Raw genomic sequence first — 18,255 nt, 5'->3', positions numbered from 1 at the left:
GCATCAATAATGAAACTCTTTCCCCCACTTAATTTTGCACACATTCTTGATTCTAGTGTCCTATCTAGAATCGCTAGGACTCAAATAGCTACTCATAGCAAAAGTGGCACATCAATCAACACAGCTGTTAAATCTAATACTTTACGCAACGATTCTACAGATATCAATTGCCTCAAAACCTTTGATACTGCTGTTCTTGCTTATCAGATGATGGGTCTTAGCAACTTTGAATGAACCGTAGGATGCGCTCAATTAAATCACCCGAATGGGTGAGGAGCAAATCAACCGTTCAGGTGAACCGGGTGCAGGAAGTTAAGACAGATAAAAAATAAGACTCTATTACTCAAGAAGACTAATTGCACTTTACTATAACTAAGGATAATGCCATGAAACTCTCTATCTTGATTGATTCTGTACTCATTGTTACTTCTATTGCTTTATTGCCTGGAATCGGTCGCGTTCAAATAGCTACTAACAATAGTGGCGAACCTATAGCTATCAATTCTAACAATTCATCTAACGTCAGCTACCTCAAACCCTTTGATGCTGCATTTGTAGCTTATCAAAGTAATCTGAAAGCACAGGGTAGTCCTAGCGGTAGCGCTTTGGTGTCTCAATACCAAACAGGAAACCTGACTGCATTAAATGTAGTTAAGAGTGCTGTGAACACTAAAAAGTTACCAGCACAAGCTTTGAATCATAAAGGTTATCTAAACGCTGTTGAGTCGCAGCTGACATCAAACGATAGCACTAATAATTTATCTTACTAAGTACAGACTTGCAGAGGTTCGTAATGGATTTATAAAATGCTGTACTATCATCTGGTTGCTTTGACAAGAAAATGCGTAACCGAGCAGGAAAAGCTGCTGTCTCCCCCTAATCATCATCGCATTAGCAAAAATTACTTTCACCCCTCCAACACCTTGGAGGGGTTTTTAGTTGGTGCTAGGGTTGCTACTTGCTCTAGCGTCGTCCCATGCACAGTAGCACTGGAATGCTTTCTGCTCCCACAACGGCGTGACTCATCACACTTTTAGAAAAAAGGGACAGGTCATAAATTATTTACTGTTCTATCAAATTAACGTTGTTAAGTTACTCAGCAGGTGTAGTTTTCACCTCCAGGCTGTGTTATGGCCATTTTGAATCCGGTGAGGTACAGGTATGCAAATAGACCTAACCCCCTTGCCGCTTCGGGAAGGGGAGTACAATTTTGACCTCTCTCCTAAAAGGAGAGAGGTCAAAATTGTACTTTACGCTTGTCGAGAACCGCTATAGATATTGTGACGCGAAACAGGAGTATAAATACGTTGCTAAAGCTTTCTCCAGAATCTCCTCTATTTATTGTATTAATTATTATTAGTTTTTTAGTAGTAACTTTATCAACTTGGTTATCATCTAAACCATTTGTTTTAAAACCATTTGGAGTTAATGATATTGTCCAACTACTCACATTACAATTATTTATTTCTTTATTGCTAGAGCGTTCTTTAGAAGTTTTTATAACTACTTGGCGTGGCCCATTCGTCGAACAATTAGATATTAGCATTCAGCAAAAAAAGGCTCTACTGTCTGAGAAGATAAGACTTATGGAAGTACAACAGAGCCAATTATTAGAATCTAATCAAATCAGCGGACTCCCGCCTGAAGGAATGAGTTTAGAACAGCAAATCATCCAAAATTTTACACAAAACCAAAAAGAACCATTAAAAATATTCAAGCCACAAATGGATGATATAAATGAAAAAGAGCGCCAAAAAACAGCCTATAAATCTGATACACGGATAATTGCTCTATGGACATCTCTTTTATTCGGTCTCTTAATGAGCGCAATAGGTATTCGCTCAATTGAGCCACTTGTAGTTATTGATTTAGATAATCCCATACAAGTAGTTATTTTCCGTTGTTTAGATGCATTGCTGACAGGAGGTTTAATTGCAGGAGGTAGCGAGGGAATTCATAAGCTCATAAAAGTTTTTATTGACTTTATGGAAGCTACATCTAAACAAATCAAAAATCAAGGATCGTCTTGATTAAACTTTGAATGCAGGATAAGATTGCAAATATTATGAAAATTATAGTAATATCTATTCTGTTTATTTATAACTACTTTTGCACTTGGAATTTTGATAATAAAATTGACTCAAAGTCACAGGAAATTTCAAGCAACGGATAAAAATTGTATTAATGTAAATTCAGTAACAGTACAGCGATCGCCCCCAATTCTTAGAGTAAAAGAGAGCGATACCGATAGCGTAATGTTAGCGACGTAGGAGCGTCACAGCCTCTTAAAGTAGAGATCGCATACAAAAAAGCCCAGTCATCTCTAGCTGGGCTTTTAGGTATCTCAATCAATTATTGAAGGTGAGTAGTTTCGCCCTATGCAGCGATCGCTTGAATTCATACTTCAATTATGCAACGCCTCAAAAATATTATTGCCAATCTGGAGGGCTGTTTGGACAGATATCATGTAAGCCATATCTAAATCTTGTAACTGTTCATAAATAAGTCCTAACTGTCTGTGGGCCTTAGCATTATCTGCATCAAGATTAATTGATTTTTGATAGTTAGAAATGGCATTATCCCAGTTCTGAGCCTCATAGTCTGTTAAAGCTTGTTGATTATATTGTTCAGCAATCTTGGGAAGGGAAACTTTAAATATAATTAAACTGAATAAAAGTAGTGCTGATATTCCTAGTTTGGTTTCTTGCCACAGATCGGTTTTAATTCCCACACTCAACAGCAACTTTTCTACTCCTATGCGTCCTGCTTGAGTTAGTACACCACCAGCCGTAAGCAATGTTAAGACACTTTGAGAAATAATAGCAAAAGAACTTATCAGACTTGTACCTCCACTTAAAAAACGAGTGGAAATATCCACAACTAAACTCACAGATGCGGTTAATGAAGCGATTGTTAGTGCATTCCACAGCCAGTCAAATTGGTCTAAGCGATGGTTTTCACATTGCAAAGACCACCACCAAAATGTTGTTGGTACTTCCAAACTTGCACGCCAGTCAGCTAGTTGTATCTGTTGGTTAATTTTATTCGCTTGTTTCTTTAAACGAGTATCTAAAAAAAACAATTTTATGAGGATATGCTCTGAAATATCACTAGTATCGCGTAATAATTTATGAACGCGATCGCACTGAGTGAGAACCCGCAGAATTTGTTCTTCTGATACCTTTGTAGATTTTTCTAAAACAGCAAGTTCTTCTTCATAAAGTTGAATTACTTTATTTAACACTGGAAAACACTAAATACATATTGACTTTAAATACGAGCGAGTGCGACAAGAACACTTCACTTTTTGTAGTGCTAAAAATCACCCAAATTTAGCATACAAGGAGTAACCCTCAACCCTTGGATCGACTAGTGTATGGAAAGGTATAGATATTTGCTAAGAACCAGTTTAGTTTGCAAATAAAATCTGGAAATTGCTCCTGTATATGTATTCTCGTCCAGCCCAAGGAATGTAGCAGGTTTTATTTGGTGGATAGTATTTCCCTGGTGTATACTCTCCATCAACCTTGGCTCGGCAAAAATATAATGTGTTCTTACCATTATTCTCAGTGCCACCAGCAACATTATTACCAACAATATACCCCGGAAAATTTCCCCATGTCCAGCTATTAGCTTTGTACAATATGAGAGGTGATTTGTAGGAATATTCTTTACCTCCCCATGAAACGTAGCACCTTTGATTTGGTGGATAGTATTTTCCAGGTGTATATTCTCCATCAACCTTGGTAGAGCAAATATACAATGTGTTTCTACCATTATCCTCAGTTCCACCTGTAATATAACGACTAGAATTACTAATACTCGGTTTCACCTGAGTTTTTGAAACAGCCGCTAAAGAAGGTATTCCTATAGAAACCGCTATTCCAACTGCTAGGAGTGTAGCGATCCGATTAAATTTCATTAAATTTGTTGCGAGTGCTTTCACTTGCATATTCAATAAACTCCCATTTTTGATAGTTGTTACTGAATTTCTATAAAACGCAAAATAACGCAAGAATATGAAAAATCAAACTTTATAAATACTGGTTTTTAATATTTTCATGTTTTATTATCCTTTAGGGAAATAAAACATGAAAAGTTACATTTATTAATTTCGGCTGGGGAACTGGTACGCCTTGGGCTATTAGCTATATAACGCTTACAATTCTCTTTTTCTATGTTGATTGGCAAGAAAAGCGTAAGAGCTAATTTGTAAACTCAAGTAAAGTACTTGTCTTGTAAAGGTTTCAGGAATTTAAGTCAATAAAGCACTTATTCGCTGAAACTCAGACCTCGTAACGATCTGAGTATCCTTAAGATTTTCTTTACGAATCAGCTCTAAGGCTTGATGCCATCTGCCATTCAATTATGGATCTTATTTAATCCTCATTCCTTACCGCATAAAAGTTGAATTATCTAAATGAGATTAGTCAATGAGTTGTGGGGTGGGAATTTGCGTATCGATATCCGTTTGGGAAAAAGTAGGGAGCAACCAAGTACTCTCACCCGCCTTGAATACTTTGGCAGGTTCAACATTCAATTCAATTGCACCAGTGGCTAGATTGGTTCTAGCAAGAGACTGTGTACCATCGACAAATTTAACAGCAATGGGTTCAGTCAGTTCTTGTGGTTGAGCGTTTGGGCCTAAAACCACTTGAGAACCTGCGGGTAAGTAAATGCCATCGCAATCCCAATCATCATCGGTGATTGTTCCTGCGCCCAGGAAGTAGAGTTGGGTTGGAGATTTTTTTGGTTTATTGGCATAGACAGCCAATGTCTTTCCAGTTTCATTGCGGCACTGCGCCCGCTTTCTAGCTGTTTCTATGACATTTTTCTGAGACTGCAATTGTGCCAGTCGCTGCTGGAACTGCTCAGGTGTATAGCCAGCTTGCTCAGGTGTATTCTTTACAGTTAGAAGTTGATTGAGCGCCTGAGTTACCTCAGCATAGTCAGCTCCCTTAGTGAAATCCTTACCTGCCCAAGAGGGTTGAGCGATTAGCAGGTTCACCATCAATACGAGAGCGACAAGAACAATTTTGAGAAATTGCATATATTTCTCCTTTTTTGAAATTAGTGTTCAGTACCATTGAAACTTTACCAGATTTCAAATCCTTGAAAATTTCGATCGCGATCGCACCACATACCCATAAGATTAATTAATAGCCCTGCAAGCTCTCCTCAATATCCACTAAAAGGTGGTAGCAGTTAACTAGTGACTGATGGCCAATGTCAAACTCTTAACTGGGTGACGGCGATATTGCCAGAAAAACATACATCTACATCGCTGCCAGGAGTGCGATCGCGTTTGCCATATTCCCCTACATAATAAAAGTTATCGCCTTCAATTCGATAGTTCACGGGCAAAGGTTTCGTACAGGCTTGGCAAAATACTACATCAGGATCTGGTTCTCCTGGTTGCAGATGCGGCAGATTCACATTCCAGAAGCTTCCTGCCTCTAAGGGACGCTTGAGTAAATCCGCTAAAACTTCAGCAGTGAATTTGGCAGCCAGATCCCAATCAAAATCCTGTTTGGCTTTGCGATACTGAGAAATGGCAATTCCGGGAATCCCATGCATCGCGGCTTCTCGCACGGCGGCTACTGTGCCAGAAATATAGGCATCGACTCCCAAATTGCCCCCAGCGTTAATACCTGAAAGGACAAATTTGACATCTGCGGGAATTTGTGTTATTGCAATTCTCACACAATCAGCAGGAGTACCTGCGATCGCATATTCAGTCTCAGAACGTTGCTGGAGGTTGATAGCACGAGTGGTAGTAACTTGATGTCCACAGCCAGACTGATGATCGGCAGGAGCCGCGATAATAGAATTTTTGCCATTTACAGCTTTGAGCAGCGCTTGGATACCAGGGGCATCAATGCCATCGTCGTTAGTTAAAAGTATAGTCATGTATATATGATATTGATTTAGCTAAAATATCAGAAAAATGCAGATATCAACCATCACATAGACATTTATATAAACTAAATATGCCTTGTCTAGAACCCTTGTAGAGACGTAGCAGTATAACGTTTTGACATTCTTTTTCAGGCGTTGCTGAATCAAGGGATGATTCTTGTAGGTGGGCGACACGAGCGCCCTGAAATACAAGGGACGCTCATGTTGCCCATCCCACAAAACTAGCAAAATCATCCCGCAAATATGCAACGCCCTTTTTCACTCAGATGTCTAATGAGTACGTCAGGAAAAGCTACTCGCAGATATGAAAAAATATGGCGTTGCTGAACCAAAATATGAATCATACGATATGATTTCTAGATGGTTTGCAAATTCCGCCCTCAGCATTTGGGTTAATTCCCAAAATGGGCGGTATTTCCTGTCACTAGCAAGACAGTTAGTGTCAGGTTAATTGTTTGCACCTGCTCTCATAAGAATTTTGTGTAATCAAAAATCCCGTACAATATACATATTTGCTGGGAATATCAGAAATTTTACACTGAAGAAAATCGGGAACGAGGTGATTTTTGCAGTGGTTCTGTAGTATTTTTGGTGCAAGTCTGTCTTAGGGATCACACGATGAAACAGCTCCTCAAACAAGTTTTTAGCAGTCAAAGACACCTCATACGGCTAATTCTACCTTTGGTGACGGTTATTTTCGCAGCCTCGCTGTTTGCCACACCTGCTTCAGCCACAGGTGTATATCAAATACCTAGCCTGACAGCAGGAAATGACACCTGGGTTTTGGATCAAGGTGAAGTTATCAGCCGTATAAATGAAGGCAAGATTAGCAGCGCTTTTAAGGATTTGGCAAAGCAAACAGATAAGGAAGTCAGAATTGTTACTGTTCGCCGACTAGACTACGGCGAAACACCAGAAAGCTTTACTAAAGAACTGTTTGAAAAATGGTTTCCGACAAAAGCAGCCCAAGCTAATCAAACTTTATTGGTTCTTGATACAGTTACCAATGGTACCGCCATTATTACTGGGGATCAAGTCAAGCCAATTCTTACTGACTCTATTGCCGAGAGTGTAGCTACTGAAACAGTAAGTGTGCCGTTACGCAATGGTGACAAATACAATCAGGCATTTCTCGATGCAAGCGATCGCCTTGTCGCCGTTCTCTCTGGCAAAACCGATCCAGGGCCACCCCAAATAACTGATAATGTGCAGGTTGGAGGCACTTACAAGAAAGCAGAAGAAACCAACCAAGGTAATGCTACTGCTTGGGTAGTAGGATTGTTAATTGCTGCCACCGTTATCCCAATGGCAACTTACTATATCTATCAGATAAATCAGCCTTCATCTAATGGGTAATGGGAGAGTTGTTCAATTTTAGATTTTTAATTTTGGATTTTGGATTGAAAGAAAAATCTAAAATCTAAAATCTAAAATCTAAAATTGGCTTAATCTTGAACATACTCTTGCCCTGTAACTAAAGCTACCTCAGCCCGGACAAATTCTCGACCCAAATAAGCTGCATGATCTAATTGAGTTACAGGAGGGGGCTGAGTTTCTTCAAAAATTTTCACGCAAAGTTCTTTCGCCGTCCTTGCGCTAAAAACTGTCATGTGAGTTCGTTCTACCTTTTGTCGCGCCGGAATTACCTTTCCCGTTTCGGGATCGACAGCTAAACCGCGATCGTCAATCACATTTGTAAAATGCTTGGCATAAATTAATCCTGCGTCTCGATCTAAGTAAATAATGAAATATCCACCGGGATCGAGGTCAATATGGCGCTGGGAAAGCTTATCATCAATTGCGGCTAAATCTTCAAGTATTAAATCCATAAGCATTATAAAAAGGAAATTTCTTTTTTCAGGGTTTTTACACTCTATATCAAGTGTAATTCCTATCTTCCTTAGTCTTCTTGATATCTTTCAGATATTTTTGATTCCTTTTACTTAAAAGAAAATTAGAGAATTAGACTCAACTATTCCGAATAGTGCCATCTGGCATAATGGTGTTACGAAAATTAGTATGATGCAGACTAGATCCTTCCAAATTGGCTCCAGTCAAGTTAGCTTCCCAGAAATCGCATCCCCCCAAATCAGTTCCGCTCAAGTTAGCTCCTATCAAATTAGCCTTATAGAAGCTAGTGTTATGAAATCTCGCTCCTCTTAGGTCGGCATAAGTCAAGTTAGCAACATTGATACTGGCACGTCGCAAGTCTGATCCTCTAAGATCGGCTTCGGTCAAATCGGCACTATTCAGACAAACTTCAAACAATCTGGCATTAACTAAACTAACTGCCTTCAAAATAGCACGAGCAAGATAGAACTCCTCCATATTATTCCCAGTCAAGTCAGTGCCACTCAGGTCAATCCCGTCCAAGCCAGGATCGGAAAATTTAACTAGAGCGAAGTTACGTTCTCCAGCAGCATATCTTCTAATCAACTCATCGCGATTCATAAATATTTTCCTGAACTTATTTACAACATCAACGCTGTGTTGATTATCGATTAGTTCCTTTTTCTCAAGCATTTTTCTCACTAAACGGCAACTCTGCATTAATTGCCTCAATCTGCTCCTGTTCGAGTTGATTCACTTCCTTAATATAGGGACGAATAATTTGTCCTAAACGATTATTGTAAAAGCGGTGCAAGCTGTGATTGGGCATAGCGGGGAAACCACGGCGTTTTTTGTGGCGCCCGCCCGCGCCAGGATCAAAAATTTGGATGCCGTTAGCGATCGCCCACTCAATCGGTGCATAATAGCAAGCATCAAAATGTAAGCAATCTATTTCTTGAAAACTTCCCCAATAGCGTCCATACAGTTTGTCATCTTTAAATAAACAAAAAGACATTCCTAAAGGATGAGAATTATCTTCCTCGCTATATGCGGCAACAAACAAGACTCGATGGCGATAATCGGTGTGTAGCTGCTCAAAAAATCTCCGTGTGAGATACTTGCTACCCCACCAGCCAAACTTATCACAGGTGTCAGCATAGAATTGGTGCATCAAGGGAAACAAAGACTGAGGAATTTGATCCCCACTCAGCGGTTGCAATCGTAAACCTGCTTTCTCCACAGCTTTGCGTTCCCGCTTGATATTGCGCCGCTGATTGGCGTTGAAAACTTTCAAGTAGTCATCAAAAGTTTTAAAACCAGCATTTTCCCAGATGTAGCTGTGGTGTAGCCAAGTTGTAAAACCATGCCGTTCCAGCATCGGACGCCATTGGGGATCGACATAGAGAAAATGACACCCAGAAATCCGATTTTTGGAGCAAAAAGTGTCAATTTCATGCACCATCATCGCCGTGATTTCATCCTCATCTTCTCCTGGGGCAATTAAGAACCGATAACCTTCAGCGGGAGTAAATGGTGTCATCCCCAGCAATTTTGGGTAATATTGGACTCCGATGCGATCGGCTAACTCTGCCCATTGGTGATCGAAAACAAATTCACCAGAACTATGTCCTTTGAGATAAAGTGGCGCAGCCGCAATCAGCGTTCTATCTCGCCACAATGTCAAGTGATTTGGCAACCAACCAGCTTTAGCTGTAGCACTTTGAGAGGTTTCGAGATTGTTCAGCCACTCCCATTCTAAAAACGGCGTTTTGAGTGGCATTGCCAAAGCATTCCAGGCATTTTGGGGTACTTCAGCGATTTTGTTCGTCCAAACGACAGAATAGCGAGGCTTAAGTTGTTCCACCATCTTAGGGGAGTAGGGAGTAAGGAGTGGGGGGAGCAGGGGGGCAGGGGAGTAAGGAAGAAATAACTAATGCCCAATGCCCAATAAATAACTTAACTTAGCGTAATCTAATCTGCTGGTCGTTGCAGACGATAGTGCAAAAACACTTCTTGCTCAACTGTATGAACTTCTATAAGTTGTAACTTAGGAGCCAAATGGGGTAAAAATCCTTTCCCTTCGACCGGTGTGGGTGCGGTATTACCACCTAAAATCAGCGGACATACAGTTAGCCATAATTCATCAATTAAGTCTAATTCCAGCAAAGAAGCGACTAATTCACCTCCACCCAAGATCGCCAAGCGTGTTATATGTAGAGTGGCTAGATACTTCAAAGCTGCGCAAATGTCAATTTCTCGCGTTGGCGTTTCAAAAACCAGAATCTTCTCAAATTCTGAAGGGTACTCCTGTACTCCGATTCCCAGAGTTGAGTGAAGCGTCTGTAAGCGTTCTTTCCACGAAAATTCTCCTGCTGTTGTCGTGAGTAGCCAGCGTCTAACTGGTTGCTTAAAAAAGTGAATTTCCGGATTAAGGTTTGCAGAGTTTGTAATCACTATATGAACTGGTTGCCGAGGCTTCCCTCCTTGCGCCCGAAGTTGCACTAGAGTTGGATCGGTTACAGTAAGTGTTGTTCCATAAGCGTCCAGAGTCCCAGCACCGAACAAAACGGCATCAGAGGCAGCAATTTGTTTTTCTAAGTGTGCTTTATCAACCCTTGAGCCGAACCGAGCAGGCGATCGCTTAAAATCTGCTATCTTGCCATCTGCACTCATTGCTAAAACAACTGTAGTATGAGGACGATGTTGCAACATTAAATTGATTTGATAGTTTTAATATTTACTTTAGTCGTGTGTAGATTTTCAAAAAAACCATACCTGCAAGCTACTTTTTTATAATTTCACCACTGTATTGATATGCAACACAAATCGCTTCTACATCTAGCATATACGAGTTTTGGTATACCACGTTTCTTTTTGAATTATAGTAATTTGTTATTTTTAAACATTGAAAATAAAATTCTGATAATTTAATAAAATGTCTCATCTAGCTGATTTAATTGCATATCTTTGGTGTTGTAGATTGCAGGTGCAAAGTGAGACACTTGATGACTAATTCCCGCCAATCTTCCTTTCGTCGAATTTTAGTAACGAGAATATTGCTGCTGTTTGTTCCAGTTTTACTAGTAGGGGAACTTGTTGCCTTGAATAAGGCACGTACTAGTATATTGAGAACTGCACGGCAAAACTTAACAGAAAGCGCCATCAGTAAAGGAGAGAGAATTGGTGATGCGATCGCAATCTTAAAAGCTAATTTGCAGAGTGTAAGCAAAACAACGGTTATTCCGTCGGGTTCGCCTATACAAGAGCAAGAAATTATTACGCAGTTAAGGCAACAACTTCCAGCCAGTATTGAGTGCATCCAACTAACAAATATCCTAAACCAGAAGATCATTGCTAGTAGCTGTGGGGATCGAGAAATTGGAGAATTGAGATTACCTTTGCCCAGTGATGGAATTGATGTCAAAGCAATCTTTCCGCCAAAGGCAGGAACGACTGGAAAAAGAAATGCACAAAATCAACTGCAAGTAGTTTTATCTGCACCAGTTTCCGATAGCCGAAAAAATTCAATTTACAGCTTAAGTATTCAGTCTGCATTGTACCAACAAACCAGAAATCCGCCGGGATCGCTCACGGGCGCTATGGTAGTGATTGCTGAAGATGGCACAATTTTGGCACACCCATTCACAGATTGGGTGGGAACTAATATCACTCAGCACCCTCATGCTTCCCAAATCAAGAGCATAATTAAAAATGCAATTACGGGAAAAAATGATTCGATAAATTTGTCTTTTAGACAGGGAGAAGAATTAGTCGCTGGCTATACAGTTATTGCAAATCCACTTACTCAACAGCAACAGCAAAAATGGATAGTTTTAGCTGTTAGTAGTGTCGATAATGCGCTGTTTGGTTTAGAGGAAATCAAATTAATTCTTATCGTTCTGACAGTTGGTTTGATTGGTACAAGTTTGTTAGCATCCCTATATTTAGCTCCTTACTTGGCCCGTCCTGTAGAAGAATTGCGAGACTATGCTCTCAATATTCACTCTCACCATGCCGCACAACCAGTTCCGCATAATTTTCAAATTCGGGAATTCAATCAACTGGCCCAAGCCTTAGACCAAATGGTAGAACGTCTAAAAGCTGGATCGGAAGAATTAGAAATAGCTTGGAAAGAAGCAAAAAGCGCTAACCAAATTAAAAGCCAGTTTTTGGCTACGACTTCCCATGAATTGAGAAACCCATTAAATATTATTATTAACTGTATTCGCCTAGTTGAAGAAGGCTTATGTGATGACCGAGAAGAAGAAATGGAGTTTCTTAAACGTGCCGATGAAACAACGATTCACTTGTTAGGTATTATTAATGATTTACTCGACATTTCTAAAATCGAAGCAGGTAAGCTTTCAGTTGTTTCCACGCCTATTGACCTCCGACAACTATTGTTAGAAGTGATTAATTTACAATCAGTTAATGTCCAACAAAAGGGCTTGCAATTGAAATGTGAGTTAGCCTCCAAAGCGATCCCAATTAAGGCAGACGCGGGAAAACTGAAGCAAGTGCTGATTAATGTTATCGGCAACGCCACCAAGTTCACCGACACCGGCAGCATCACCATTGCTACAGAAATTCAATCTAGTAGTGTGGTAGTAGCTGTCAAGGATACAGGTATAGGCATCGATCCGACTCAACAGCACAAACTATTTCGCCCCTTTGTAATGGTGAATGGCACTACAACGCGTCAGTTTGAAGGTACTGGACTGGGACTAGCAATTTCACGAAACTTAATCGAACTCATGGGAGGTAGCATTACTCTTGAGAGTGCGGGACTTCATCAAGGTACGACACTGAAAATTACCTTACCTTTGATTGATATCTCGCTGTTAGCTGTTCCAAATAAAGAAGCAAATGTCGGGGATTTGGGGTTCTCCTCTGGGAATGAGCCAGTAAAGGCAAGCCGCTACCCCAACCTACAGGAATCTGGGGGAAGTTCTTCTCTGGGGATCAACAAGTCTGTGAAAGTAGAGGTAGACAAAGAAAAGCTCCCGAAGTCCCAGTTGCTATTTGGAAATGAGACTTGCGAGATTCGTCTTTCGCCTCTGCAAAGTATTTTGGTAAGTCTTCCAAAAGGAGGAGTTTGTGCAAATGGGACTTTCAAGAAGTAATTTAGTCAAAAGTCCATATTCATCAGTACTCCTGAAACTTTTGATCCTTGACGATGCGATCGCTCAAAAAAACAGGTTTACCGCCTTGGCTAAGAGATAATGTTAGAGCAGCAAGAATTTCTACTAACTCAGTGCCTACCCAGCCAGATGAAATCTCTGAGGGAGTATTGTTGAGAATAGAGGCAACAAAGGAGGAGCAAACCCGCCCCAATGGTTCTCCTGGCTCTAATTCCAGCACTATCTGTCTTTGATTCACAGGAATAAATTGATTCCCTTGCTGTTCAAACTCACCATGTAGCAGGGTTAGAGGTGATGATATTGACATTTCATCAAAAATCAAGCTGCCAAGGCTCCCCACAATCCCCAGCCGTCGCTGTTTATCAGGATTGAGCCAGCACAAATGAATATAAGCTTGAAACCCATCTGGGTATGTGAGTGTCAGCCATACTAGATCAGCCAAACCTTGAGGCACAGCAGAATCTGTATATGGACTCACCTCTGCTCCCCTGCCCCCCTGCTCCCCTAGCTCCCCTACTCCCTGTAGCCATACAGTACCCGTTGCTTGTACTTGCACAGGAATTTGATCCAGCCAAGCGTTAAAGATAGCAATATCGTGAATAGCTAAATCCCACAGTGCATCAACATCTTGGCGGACAGGCCCCAAATGGGTGCGTGTCGCATAGCCATAGCGTAAATCACCTAATTTACCCGCTTGTACTACAGTTTTTCCTCGCTCAACCGCTGGGTGAAATAAATAAGTGTGGTCAACCATCAGTATTAAATGATGCTGCTCTGCTAACTGGCAAAGTTCCTGACATTCTGCTGGATTGAGAGTTAGGGGCTTTTCTGCCAAAACATGGTATCCCTGTTGGAAAGAGTCTTTAATTAAAGCATAGTGGGTGGTAGCAGGAGTTGCGATCGCCACTCCTGTCAACCCTGGCACTTTTTTTAAATCTTCCCACTGGGTTGTCAATATTACATTTTCATCTAAATTAAACTGCTGTTTAACCGCCGCTAATCGTTCTGGATGGGGATCTACTACAGCAACTACATCTACTTGAGGATGTGCTAAGAAATTCCGCAGCAGATGCACTCCCCAACGCCCAACTCCGATAACAGCAATTTTAATTTGGTTTGTCATTTGTCATTTATCATTTGTCATTTGTTATTTGTCATTTGTCATTTGTATACAAAGGACTAGGGACAAATGACCACTGACAATCAACTGATTATCGGCTAATTGCTCTTATTTTAAGCTCAGGGTATTTGCGGGTTAGGTATTGCTAAAAAAGCCACCTTAGCTGCGGCTTGTTCAGCAGTTTTGATCGATCGCCCTTTACCTTCTCCGAGTTTATTTCCGTGCAGCCACACTTCAGCCAGGAAACGTTCTTGATTGCGGTGCGGTTGAGTGACTTCCACAACGCGATATTCTGGTAAAACTTTAAATTGCGCCTGAGTCCATTCTTGGAGAGCAGCTTTGTAATTAAGTCTGGCAGGATCGAGGCGAATTTCTGTTGCTAGTTGGTGAAAGTGGGGATCTAGCCAAGAGCGAATCAATTCCAGATTTTGAGTACTTAAGTAAAGCGCACCCAAAACTGCTTCAAAAGCATCTGCCAGTCGTGACTCTAGACCAACTTTATCAGCGGTAGCACTGCCAGCGACTAGTAAGTATAACTCCAAACCATAAACTCTGGCTAATTGGGCGAGGATGCGATCGCTCACCAACACCGAGCGAATTGCCGCAAAATCCCCTACTGGACAATCGGGATAATTTTCCCATAACACAACAGCCGACACCAGCCGCACCACTGCATCACCAACAAATTCCAGCTGTTCATAATTTGCCGAATCAGAGACAGTGGGATGAGTGAGCGCTAAATCCAGTAGTTCCCACTTTATAGGTGCTTCTAGCGACAAACCAAATTTTTGGACTAAACTTTCAAGTTGCCGTTGACGGCGTGGATAGGCAAGGGGCATTACGGGAAGGGGGCAGAGGGGCAGGGGGAGCAGGGGAAGCTATCTTTATATATCTAAATCTCTTGGACTATTACTTTAACAACTTTTTGCTACTTCTCTCTATCTAGCTTCTCTTGGATAGCTTGACGGCAAAATTCAGGAGGATCGTCTTTAGCTTTCACTTCTTCCTTCATTTCTTTAGTGACACGCAAATGTAGATATTCAGTTAGTGGTCGCTCTCTGTCCGTGGTGAATGGCTTTAAGTTATCTGGATTACCTTTATTTTTAGACATTGTATAGAAATACAAATAGATTTATTCTCCACGTGTATATCAGTGGATAATATTAAATCGATGGGCATTTTAGCCTGAGAAACTTGTTGCCCACCGATTCCACTTTTACAAGAGGTAACTCTATTTTATGTTTACGCGCACAGAATTAGAAGTTAAAAGCTTGAGAGCGTTACGCGATTTATGTCTGATACAGTATGGCATCCAAGCAATAGGAAACCCTGCTGATAAGGCATCATACATTAATGCACTCCTGACTTTTCCTGTTATAGCCTGCAAGCAAGTGTCAGAAAATAAAGGATTGAAGTCTCCTATGCTTTCTCAAGTAGAAGCGCTAGAAGGGACACTAGAAGTTATGGGAACACCGACACCAGAGCAGTCAGCATTGCTCAAGGTGACGATGGAGGGGAGGAAACTAGAGTACCCAGCACGGTACAGTCAAGAGAAACTGTTTGGACTCTATCGAGTTAAATGGCATTTGGATACAGCATTAGAGATATTGGGAATGCTTTAAATGATGAATTAGCGATGTCTACGACGAGCTTCTCTACGAGACGCTACGCGAACGCTTACGCATAAAACCCGTACAAAAAATAATAGAGTACAAACCGTCAAAGGTTCATACTCCATTAAAGGGGAGAGAGCAGGACATAAGCCGGGTTCTGTTCTCTTGCGAGGGCAGTTATCTATCTGGGACGTTTGTTACCAAACGCCTCAAGCGGCTCTCATTGAGCGGAACTGGTAAAAGACCAACCGTAGTTCCTATCGCCTTGCTCCCAACCGGGGTTTACCGAGCCAGCACCTCTCGATACTGCTGGTGCGCTCTTACCGCACCTTTGCACCCTTACCAAACAATTTTGAATTTTGGATTTTGGATTTTAGATTCAATCCAAAATTTAAAATCTAAAATCTAAAATTGTTTTGGCGGTATCTTTCTGTGGCACTATCCTCACGATCGCTCGCACTGGACGTTATCCAGCAAGTTTGGTCTTTCGGGAGTCCGGACTTTCCTCAAACCAGTAACTATGACTGATCTGCAACCGCCTGCGCCTACTCTCTCCTTAGATCCAGTGTAATCTTGGATGGCATAGTGTGTCTGGTTGCTATTGCTTTTTTTTATTCCAAGGTAGAGCGTAAGTCCAAGGTAGCTTCCTGACCGTGAAAGGACAATTGATAATACTAATGGGAGGAAAATCACGACCTGGGGCTAGACCTAAACGCACCTCAGATATCCTAAGCACCAGTTGCAAGGAAAAGTCCAACTCCTTTTTTCTACTAATAAAGTCGTTGTACAACTTTTTTTGCCCTTTTTGTAGCCCATTGATATCAATTAGTGGTTTTTTTGCTGAATAGGTTCCAGCTACTTGATCGCGCTCGAAAACATCTTCTGCTGTCACTGTTTCAGAAAGTGTTTTCTTGGGAGCAATCAGGCTAGGACTTTGGGGTACTGCTAAATCGCGGGTTAAGTCTGGTGATTTCCGAATTACGCGGCGAGATTGCTTACTATGTTCAACAACTAAAGAACTATTATCCCAGTCAACGTATACGGCAACATTATCTGATTTATTTTCAATGCTAATTCCTAAATCTTTCAAATCATCAATTGGGTATGAGGGTTTGAGTTTAAAGGAAATTCCAATTTTATCGTCTAGATTGTGTTCTTTGAGTTGCTCGTCAACGGTTCCTTTTTTAAACTCAAATTTCACTTGGTCATCGATGGATTCAATCATGCGGTTGAAAACGTATGAAACACCGATAATATAAATCGTCAAAACTACTAAATTCTGGTCGCTACTCCTCATAACTCAAAAATCTTAACTCCCGGTGCTAATGAATATATATTTGACTCATCGCTACTCTACAATTTTTAATTGCGCTTGATTACTACAGAATTTTGTAGCCAGCCTCGCTGCCAAAAAAAGAATAGTAAACTAAGTGCGATCGCTAACATTACTGCCCAACAAAGCGGATAACCCCAATACCAATTTAACTCAGGCATATTATATGGTGATTTCTCAGTATTGAAATTCATACCATATATTCCGGCCACAAAAGTCAGGGGAATAAAAATTGTTGAAACTATCGTTAGTACCTTCATGATTTCATTCATTTTATTACTCACTGCCGAAAGGTACACATCCATTAATCCAGATGATAGTTCTCGGTAAGTTTCTACCATATCCATCACTTGCACTGTATGGTCATAACAATCTCGCAGGTAGATTCGCACTTCTTCACAAATCAAATCGGGAGCATCTCGAATTAAGGAATTAATTGCATCCCGTTGGGGCCAGATAGCACGACGTAGTTGCAGTAATTCTCGTCTAATTTGATAAATATTTTGCAATGTTTGGGGAGTAGGTTTAACTATTACTTCCTCCTCTAACTCTTCGATTCGTTCGCCATAAAGCTCCAGCACTGGGAAAAAGCCATCAATAATTGCATCTAATAGAGCATAAGCTAAATAATCTGCTCCCTGTTTACGGATGATACCTTTGTTTTTTTCAATTCGCGATCGCACCGCTTCAAAGCAATCATGTTCTGGTTCCTCTTGCACTGTCAGCAGATAATTTTTTCCTAAGATCAAACTCACTTGTTCGCTATAAAAACCACATGTTCTTTCTTTTGGCACTACCATCCGGGCAATGAAAAGTAATTGATCTTCATAATCCTCTGTTTTGGGACGCTCCGGTACATTGACTACATCTTCTAAAACTAGAGGATGTAACTTAAAAACGTTACCCAATCGTTGTAATATGTCTTGACTACCCAAACCTTGTACGTCTACCCAAGAAACCGATTCTGCTTCCAGATAAGAGACACATTCCTCTGGGGTTTCTATTTGTTCGCGGATGAAATTAGTTTGGTTATAGTCAATCAAAAAAATTATTGGTGGTGGAGCATCTGCATCAATAAAAATGGTTCCAGGTATAGTCCCTGGTTGGTGATGGAATTCGTCTTCATACAGCTTGGTGAGTATTTTAGGAAGGCGACGTAGTTTTCGTGCCATGCAATATTACCTAATAGTCATTTGTCATTGGTCATTTGTCATTAGTAAATAACAAAGGACATAAGGATAACTTACACGTTATTTTACAAAAATTAATATAAAGACGGTACTTTCTAAATTAAGCAAT

General features: G+C 40.7%; 18 protein-coding genes and 1 other RNA gene. 5 read left to right on the top strand and 14 right to left on the bottom strand.

Annotated features, from left to right (window positions below; translation table 11 throughout):
* Window positions 1-386: 386 nt before the first annotated feature.
* Together V7K44_RS12880 and V7K44_RS12875 are read left to right on the top strand one after the other, a co-directional pair.
* A complete protein-coding gene (locus V7K44_RS12880) occupies window positions 387-770 on the top strand; it encodes a hypothetical protein (RefSeq protein ID WP_334931963.1) in 384 nt (127 codons plus the stop codon).
* Between the two features lie 537 nt (window positions 771-1,307).
* Window positions 1,308-2,030 (top strand): hypothetical protein, encoded by a 723-nt coding sequence (locus V7K44_RS12875; RefSeq protein ID WP_334931961.1) that lies wholly within the window; start codon window positions 1,308-1,310, stop codon window positions 2,028-2,030.
* A 374-nt stretch (window positions 2,031-2,404) separates the two neighbouring features.
* Here V7K44_RS12875 and V7K44_RS12870 read toward each other — a convergent pair whose 3' ends face one another.
* The 4 genes from V7K44_RS12870 to surE all read right to left on the bottom strand — a co-directional run bounded on the left by V7K44_RS12870 (window position 2,405) and on the right by surE (window position 5,910).
* Window positions 2,405-3,244 (bottom strand): tetratricopeptide repeat protein, encoded by an 840-nt coding sequence (locus V7K44_RS12870; protein WP_334931959.1) that lies wholly within the window; start codon window positions 3,242-3,244, stop codon window positions 2,405-2,407.
* 165 nt (window positions 3,245-3,409) lie between these two features.
* The gene (locus V7K44_RS12865; RefSeq protein ID WP_334931957.1) at window positions 3,410-3,922 is read right to left on the bottom strand and encodes a DM9 repeat-containing protein; all 513 of its coding nucleotides are present in this window, start codon (window positions 3,920-3,922) and stop codon (window positions 3,410-3,412) included.
* A gap of 504 nt (window positions 3,923-4,426) precedes the next feature.
* Entirely contained in the window at window positions 4,427-5,050 is a 624-nt protein-coding gene (locus V7K44_RS12860; RefSeq protein ID WP_334931955.1) for a hypothetical protein, read from the bottom strand.
* A 179-nt stretch (window positions 5,051-5,229) separates the two neighbouring features.
* Entirely contained in the window at window positions 5,230-5,910 is a 681-nt protein-coding gene (gene surE, locus V7K44_RS12855; protein ID WP_334931953.1) for a 5'/3'-nucleotidase SurE, read from the bottom strand.
* Window positions 5,911-6,537: 627 nt separating this feature from the next.
* On the opposite strand from surE, the gene psb32 reads away from it, so the two are divergent.
* Entirely contained in the window at window positions 6,538-7,275 is a 738-nt protein-coding gene (gene psb32, locus V7K44_RS12850; RefSeq protein ID WP_334931951.1) for a photosystem II repair protein Psb32, read from the top strand.
* A gap of 89 nt (window positions 7,276-7,364) precedes the next feature.
* Here the strand turns inward: psb32 and V7K44_RS12845 are convergent, their stop codons facing one another.
* The 4 genes from V7K44_RS12845 to V7K44_RS12830 all read right to left on the bottom strand — a co-directional run bounded on the left by V7K44_RS12845 (window position 7,365) and on the right by V7K44_RS12830 (window position 10,461).
* Complete coding sequence (locus V7K44_RS12845; protein ID WP_334931949.1) at window positions 7,365-7,748, bottom strand: DUF4346 domain-containing protein; 384 nt, start codon at window positions 7,746-7,748, stop codon at window positions 7,365-7,367.
* A gap of 139 nt (window positions 7,749-7,887) precedes the next feature.
* Window positions 7,888-8,370: a pentapeptide repeat-containing protein gene (locus V7K44_RS12840; RefSeq protein ID WP_334931947.1), complete on the bottom strand. Its 483-nt coding sequence runs from the start codon at window positions 8,368-8,370 to the stop codon at window positions 7,888-7,890.
* Between the two features lie 64 nt (window positions 8,371-8,434).
* Window positions 8,435-9,616 (bottom strand): GNAT family N-acetyltransferase, encoded by a 1,182-nt coding sequence (locus tag V7K44_RS12835; RefSeq protein WP_334931945.1) that lies wholly within the window; start codon window positions 9,614-9,616, stop codon window positions 8,435-8,437.
* A gap of 104 nt (window positions 9,617-9,720) precedes the next feature.
* Window positions 9,721-10,461 (bottom strand): RibD family protein, encoded by a 741-nt coding sequence (locus V7K44_RS12830; RefSeq protein ID WP_334931943.1) that lies wholly within the window; start codon window positions 10,459-10,461, stop codon window positions 9,721-9,723.
* 293 nt (window positions 10,462-10,754) lie between these two features.
* Here V7K44_RS12830 and V7K44_RS12825 point away from each other — a divergent pair, with 293 nt between their 5' ends.
* Entirely contained in the window at window positions 10,755-12,872 is a 2,118-nt protein-coding gene (locus V7K44_RS12825; RefSeq protein WP_334931941.1) for an ATP-binding protein, read from the top strand.
* A gap of 22 nt (window positions 12,873-12,894) precedes the next feature.
* On the opposite strand, the gene V7K44_RS12820 is transcribed toward V7K44_RS12825, so the two are convergent.
* The 3 genes from V7K44_RS12820 to V7K44_RS12810 form a co-directional block, all read right to left on the bottom strand.
* Window positions 12,895-14,013 carry a Gfo/Idh/MocA family protein gene (locus tag V7K44_RS12820; RefSeq protein WP_334931939.1) on the bottom strand — a complete coding sequence of 373 codons (1,119 nt, stop codon included), beginning with the start codon at window positions 14,011-14,013 and terminating at the stop codon, window positions 12,895-12,897.
* 116 nt (window positions 14,014-14,129) lie between these two features.
* Complete coding sequence (gene rnc / locus V7K44_RS12815; protein WP_334931937.1) at window positions 14,130-14,849, bottom strand: ribonuclease III; 720 nt, start codon at window positions 14,847-14,849, stop codon at window positions 14,130-14,132.
* 89 nt (window positions 14,850-14,938) lie between these two features.
* On the bottom strand, window positions 14,939-15,121 hold the full coding sequence (locus V7K44_RS12810; protein WP_099104126.1) for a hypothetical protein: 183 nt from the start codon (window positions 15,119-15,121) through the stop codon (window positions 14,939-14,941).
* Window positions 15,122-15,248: 127 nt separating this feature from the next.
* Here V7K44_RS12810 and V7K44_RS12805 point away from each other — a divergent pair, with 127 nt between their 5' ends.
* Window positions 15,249-15,632 carry a hypothetical protein gene (locus V7K44_RS12805; RefSeq protein WP_334931935.1) on the top strand — a complete coding sequence of 128 codons (384 nt, stop codon included), beginning with the start codon at window positions 15,249-15,251 and terminating at the stop codon, window positions 15,630-15,632.
* A gap of 122 nt (window positions 15,633-15,754) precedes the next feature.
* Here V7K44_RS12805 and rnpB read toward each other — a convergent pair.
* The 3 genes from rnpB to corA form a co-directional block, all read right to left on the bottom strand.
* Window positions 15,755-16,175: RNase P RNA component class A (gene rnpB / locus V7K44_RS12800), an RNA gene on the bottom strand.
* Window positions 16,176-16,221: 46 nt separating this feature from the next.
* Complete coding sequence (locus V7K44_RS12795; protein WP_334931933.1) at window positions 16,222-16,920, bottom strand: hypothetical protein; 699 nt, start codon at window positions 16,918-16,920, stop codon at window positions 16,222-16,224.
* 65 nt (window positions 16,921-16,985) lie between these two features.
* Complete coding sequence (gene corA / locus V7K44_RS12790; RefSeq protein WP_334931931.1) at window positions 16,986-18,128, bottom strand: magnesium/cobalt transporter CorA; 1,143 nt, start codon at window positions 18,126-18,128, stop codon at window positions 16,986-16,988.
* Between the last annotated feature and the right edge of the window lie 127 nt (window positions 18,129-18,255).

It is taken from the genome of Nostoc sp. (assembly GCF_036917235.1).
Lineage (GTDB): Bacteria > Cyanobacteriota > Cyanobacteriia > Cyanobacteriales > Nostocaceae > Nostoc.
The sequence above is the reverse complement of the archived record's forward strand: the minus strand, read 5'-3'. Positions and strand labels throughout refer to the sequence as shown.

Bases quoted from the DNA above. Each gene is read 5' to 3' on its own strand.
- V7K44_RS12810 (WP_099104126.1), bottom strand. From the start codon at position 15,121: ATGTCTAAAAATAAAGGTAATCCAGATAACTTAAAGCCATTCACCACG.
- corA (WP_334931931.1), bottom strand. From the start codon at position 18,128: ATGGCACGAAAACTACGTCGCCTTCCTAAAATACTCACCAAGCTGTAT.
- V7K44_RS12845 (WP_334931949.1), bottom strand. From the start codon at position 7,748: ATGGATTTAATACTTGAAGATTTAGCCGCAATTGATGATAAGCTTTCC.
- V7K44_RS12840 (WP_334931947.1), bottom strand. From the start codon at position 8,370: ATGAATCGCGATGAGTTGATTAGAAGATATGCTGCTGGAGAACGTAAC.
- rnc (WP_334931937.1), bottom strand. From the start codon at position 14,849: ATGCCCCTTGCCTATCCACGCCGTCAACGGCAACTTGAAAGTTTAGTC.
- V7K44_RS12865 (WP_334931957.1), bottom strand. From the start codon at position 3,922: ATGAAATTTAATCGGATCGCTACACTCCTAGCAGTTGGAATAGCGGTT.
- V7K44_RS12795 (WP_334931933.1), bottom strand. From the start codon at position 16,920: ATGAGGAGTAGCGACCAGAATTTAGTAGTTTTGACGATTTATATTATC.
- V7K44_RS12820 (WP_334931939.1), bottom strand. From the start codon at position 14,013: ATGACAAACCAAATTAAAATTGCTGTTATCGGAGTTGGGCGTTGGGGA.
- V7K44_RS12835 (WP_334931945.1), bottom strand. From the start codon at position 9,616: ATGGTGGAACAACTTAAGCCTCGCTATTCTGTCGTTTGGACGAACAAA.
- psb32 (WP_334931951.1), top strand. From the start codon at position 6,538: ATGAAACAGCTCCTCAAACAAGTTTTTAGCAGTCAAAGACACCTCATA.
- V7K44_RS12830 (WP_334931943.1), bottom strand. From the start codon at position 10,461: ATGTTGCAACATCGTCCTCATACTACAGTTGTTTTAGCAATGAGTGCA.
- surE (WP_334931953.1), bottom strand. From the start codon at position 5,910: ATGACTATACTTTTAACTAACGACGATGGCATTGATGCCCCTGGTATC.
- V7K44_RS12825 (WP_334931941.1), top strand. From the start codon at position 10,755: ATGACTAATTCCCGCCAATCTTCCTTTCGTCGAATTTTAGTAACGAGA.
- V7K44_RS12860 (WP_334931955.1), bottom strand. From the start codon at position 5,050: ATGCAATTTCTCAAAATTGTTCTTGTCGCTCTCGTATTGATGGTGAAC.
- V7K44_RS12805 (WP_334931935.1), top strand. From the start codon at position 15,249: ATGTTTACGCGCACAGAATTAGAAGTTAAAAGCTTGAGAGCGTTACGC.
- V7K44_RS12880 (WP_334931963.1), top strand. From the start codon at position 387: ATGAAACTCTCTATCTTGATTGATTCTGTACTCATTGTTACTTCTATT.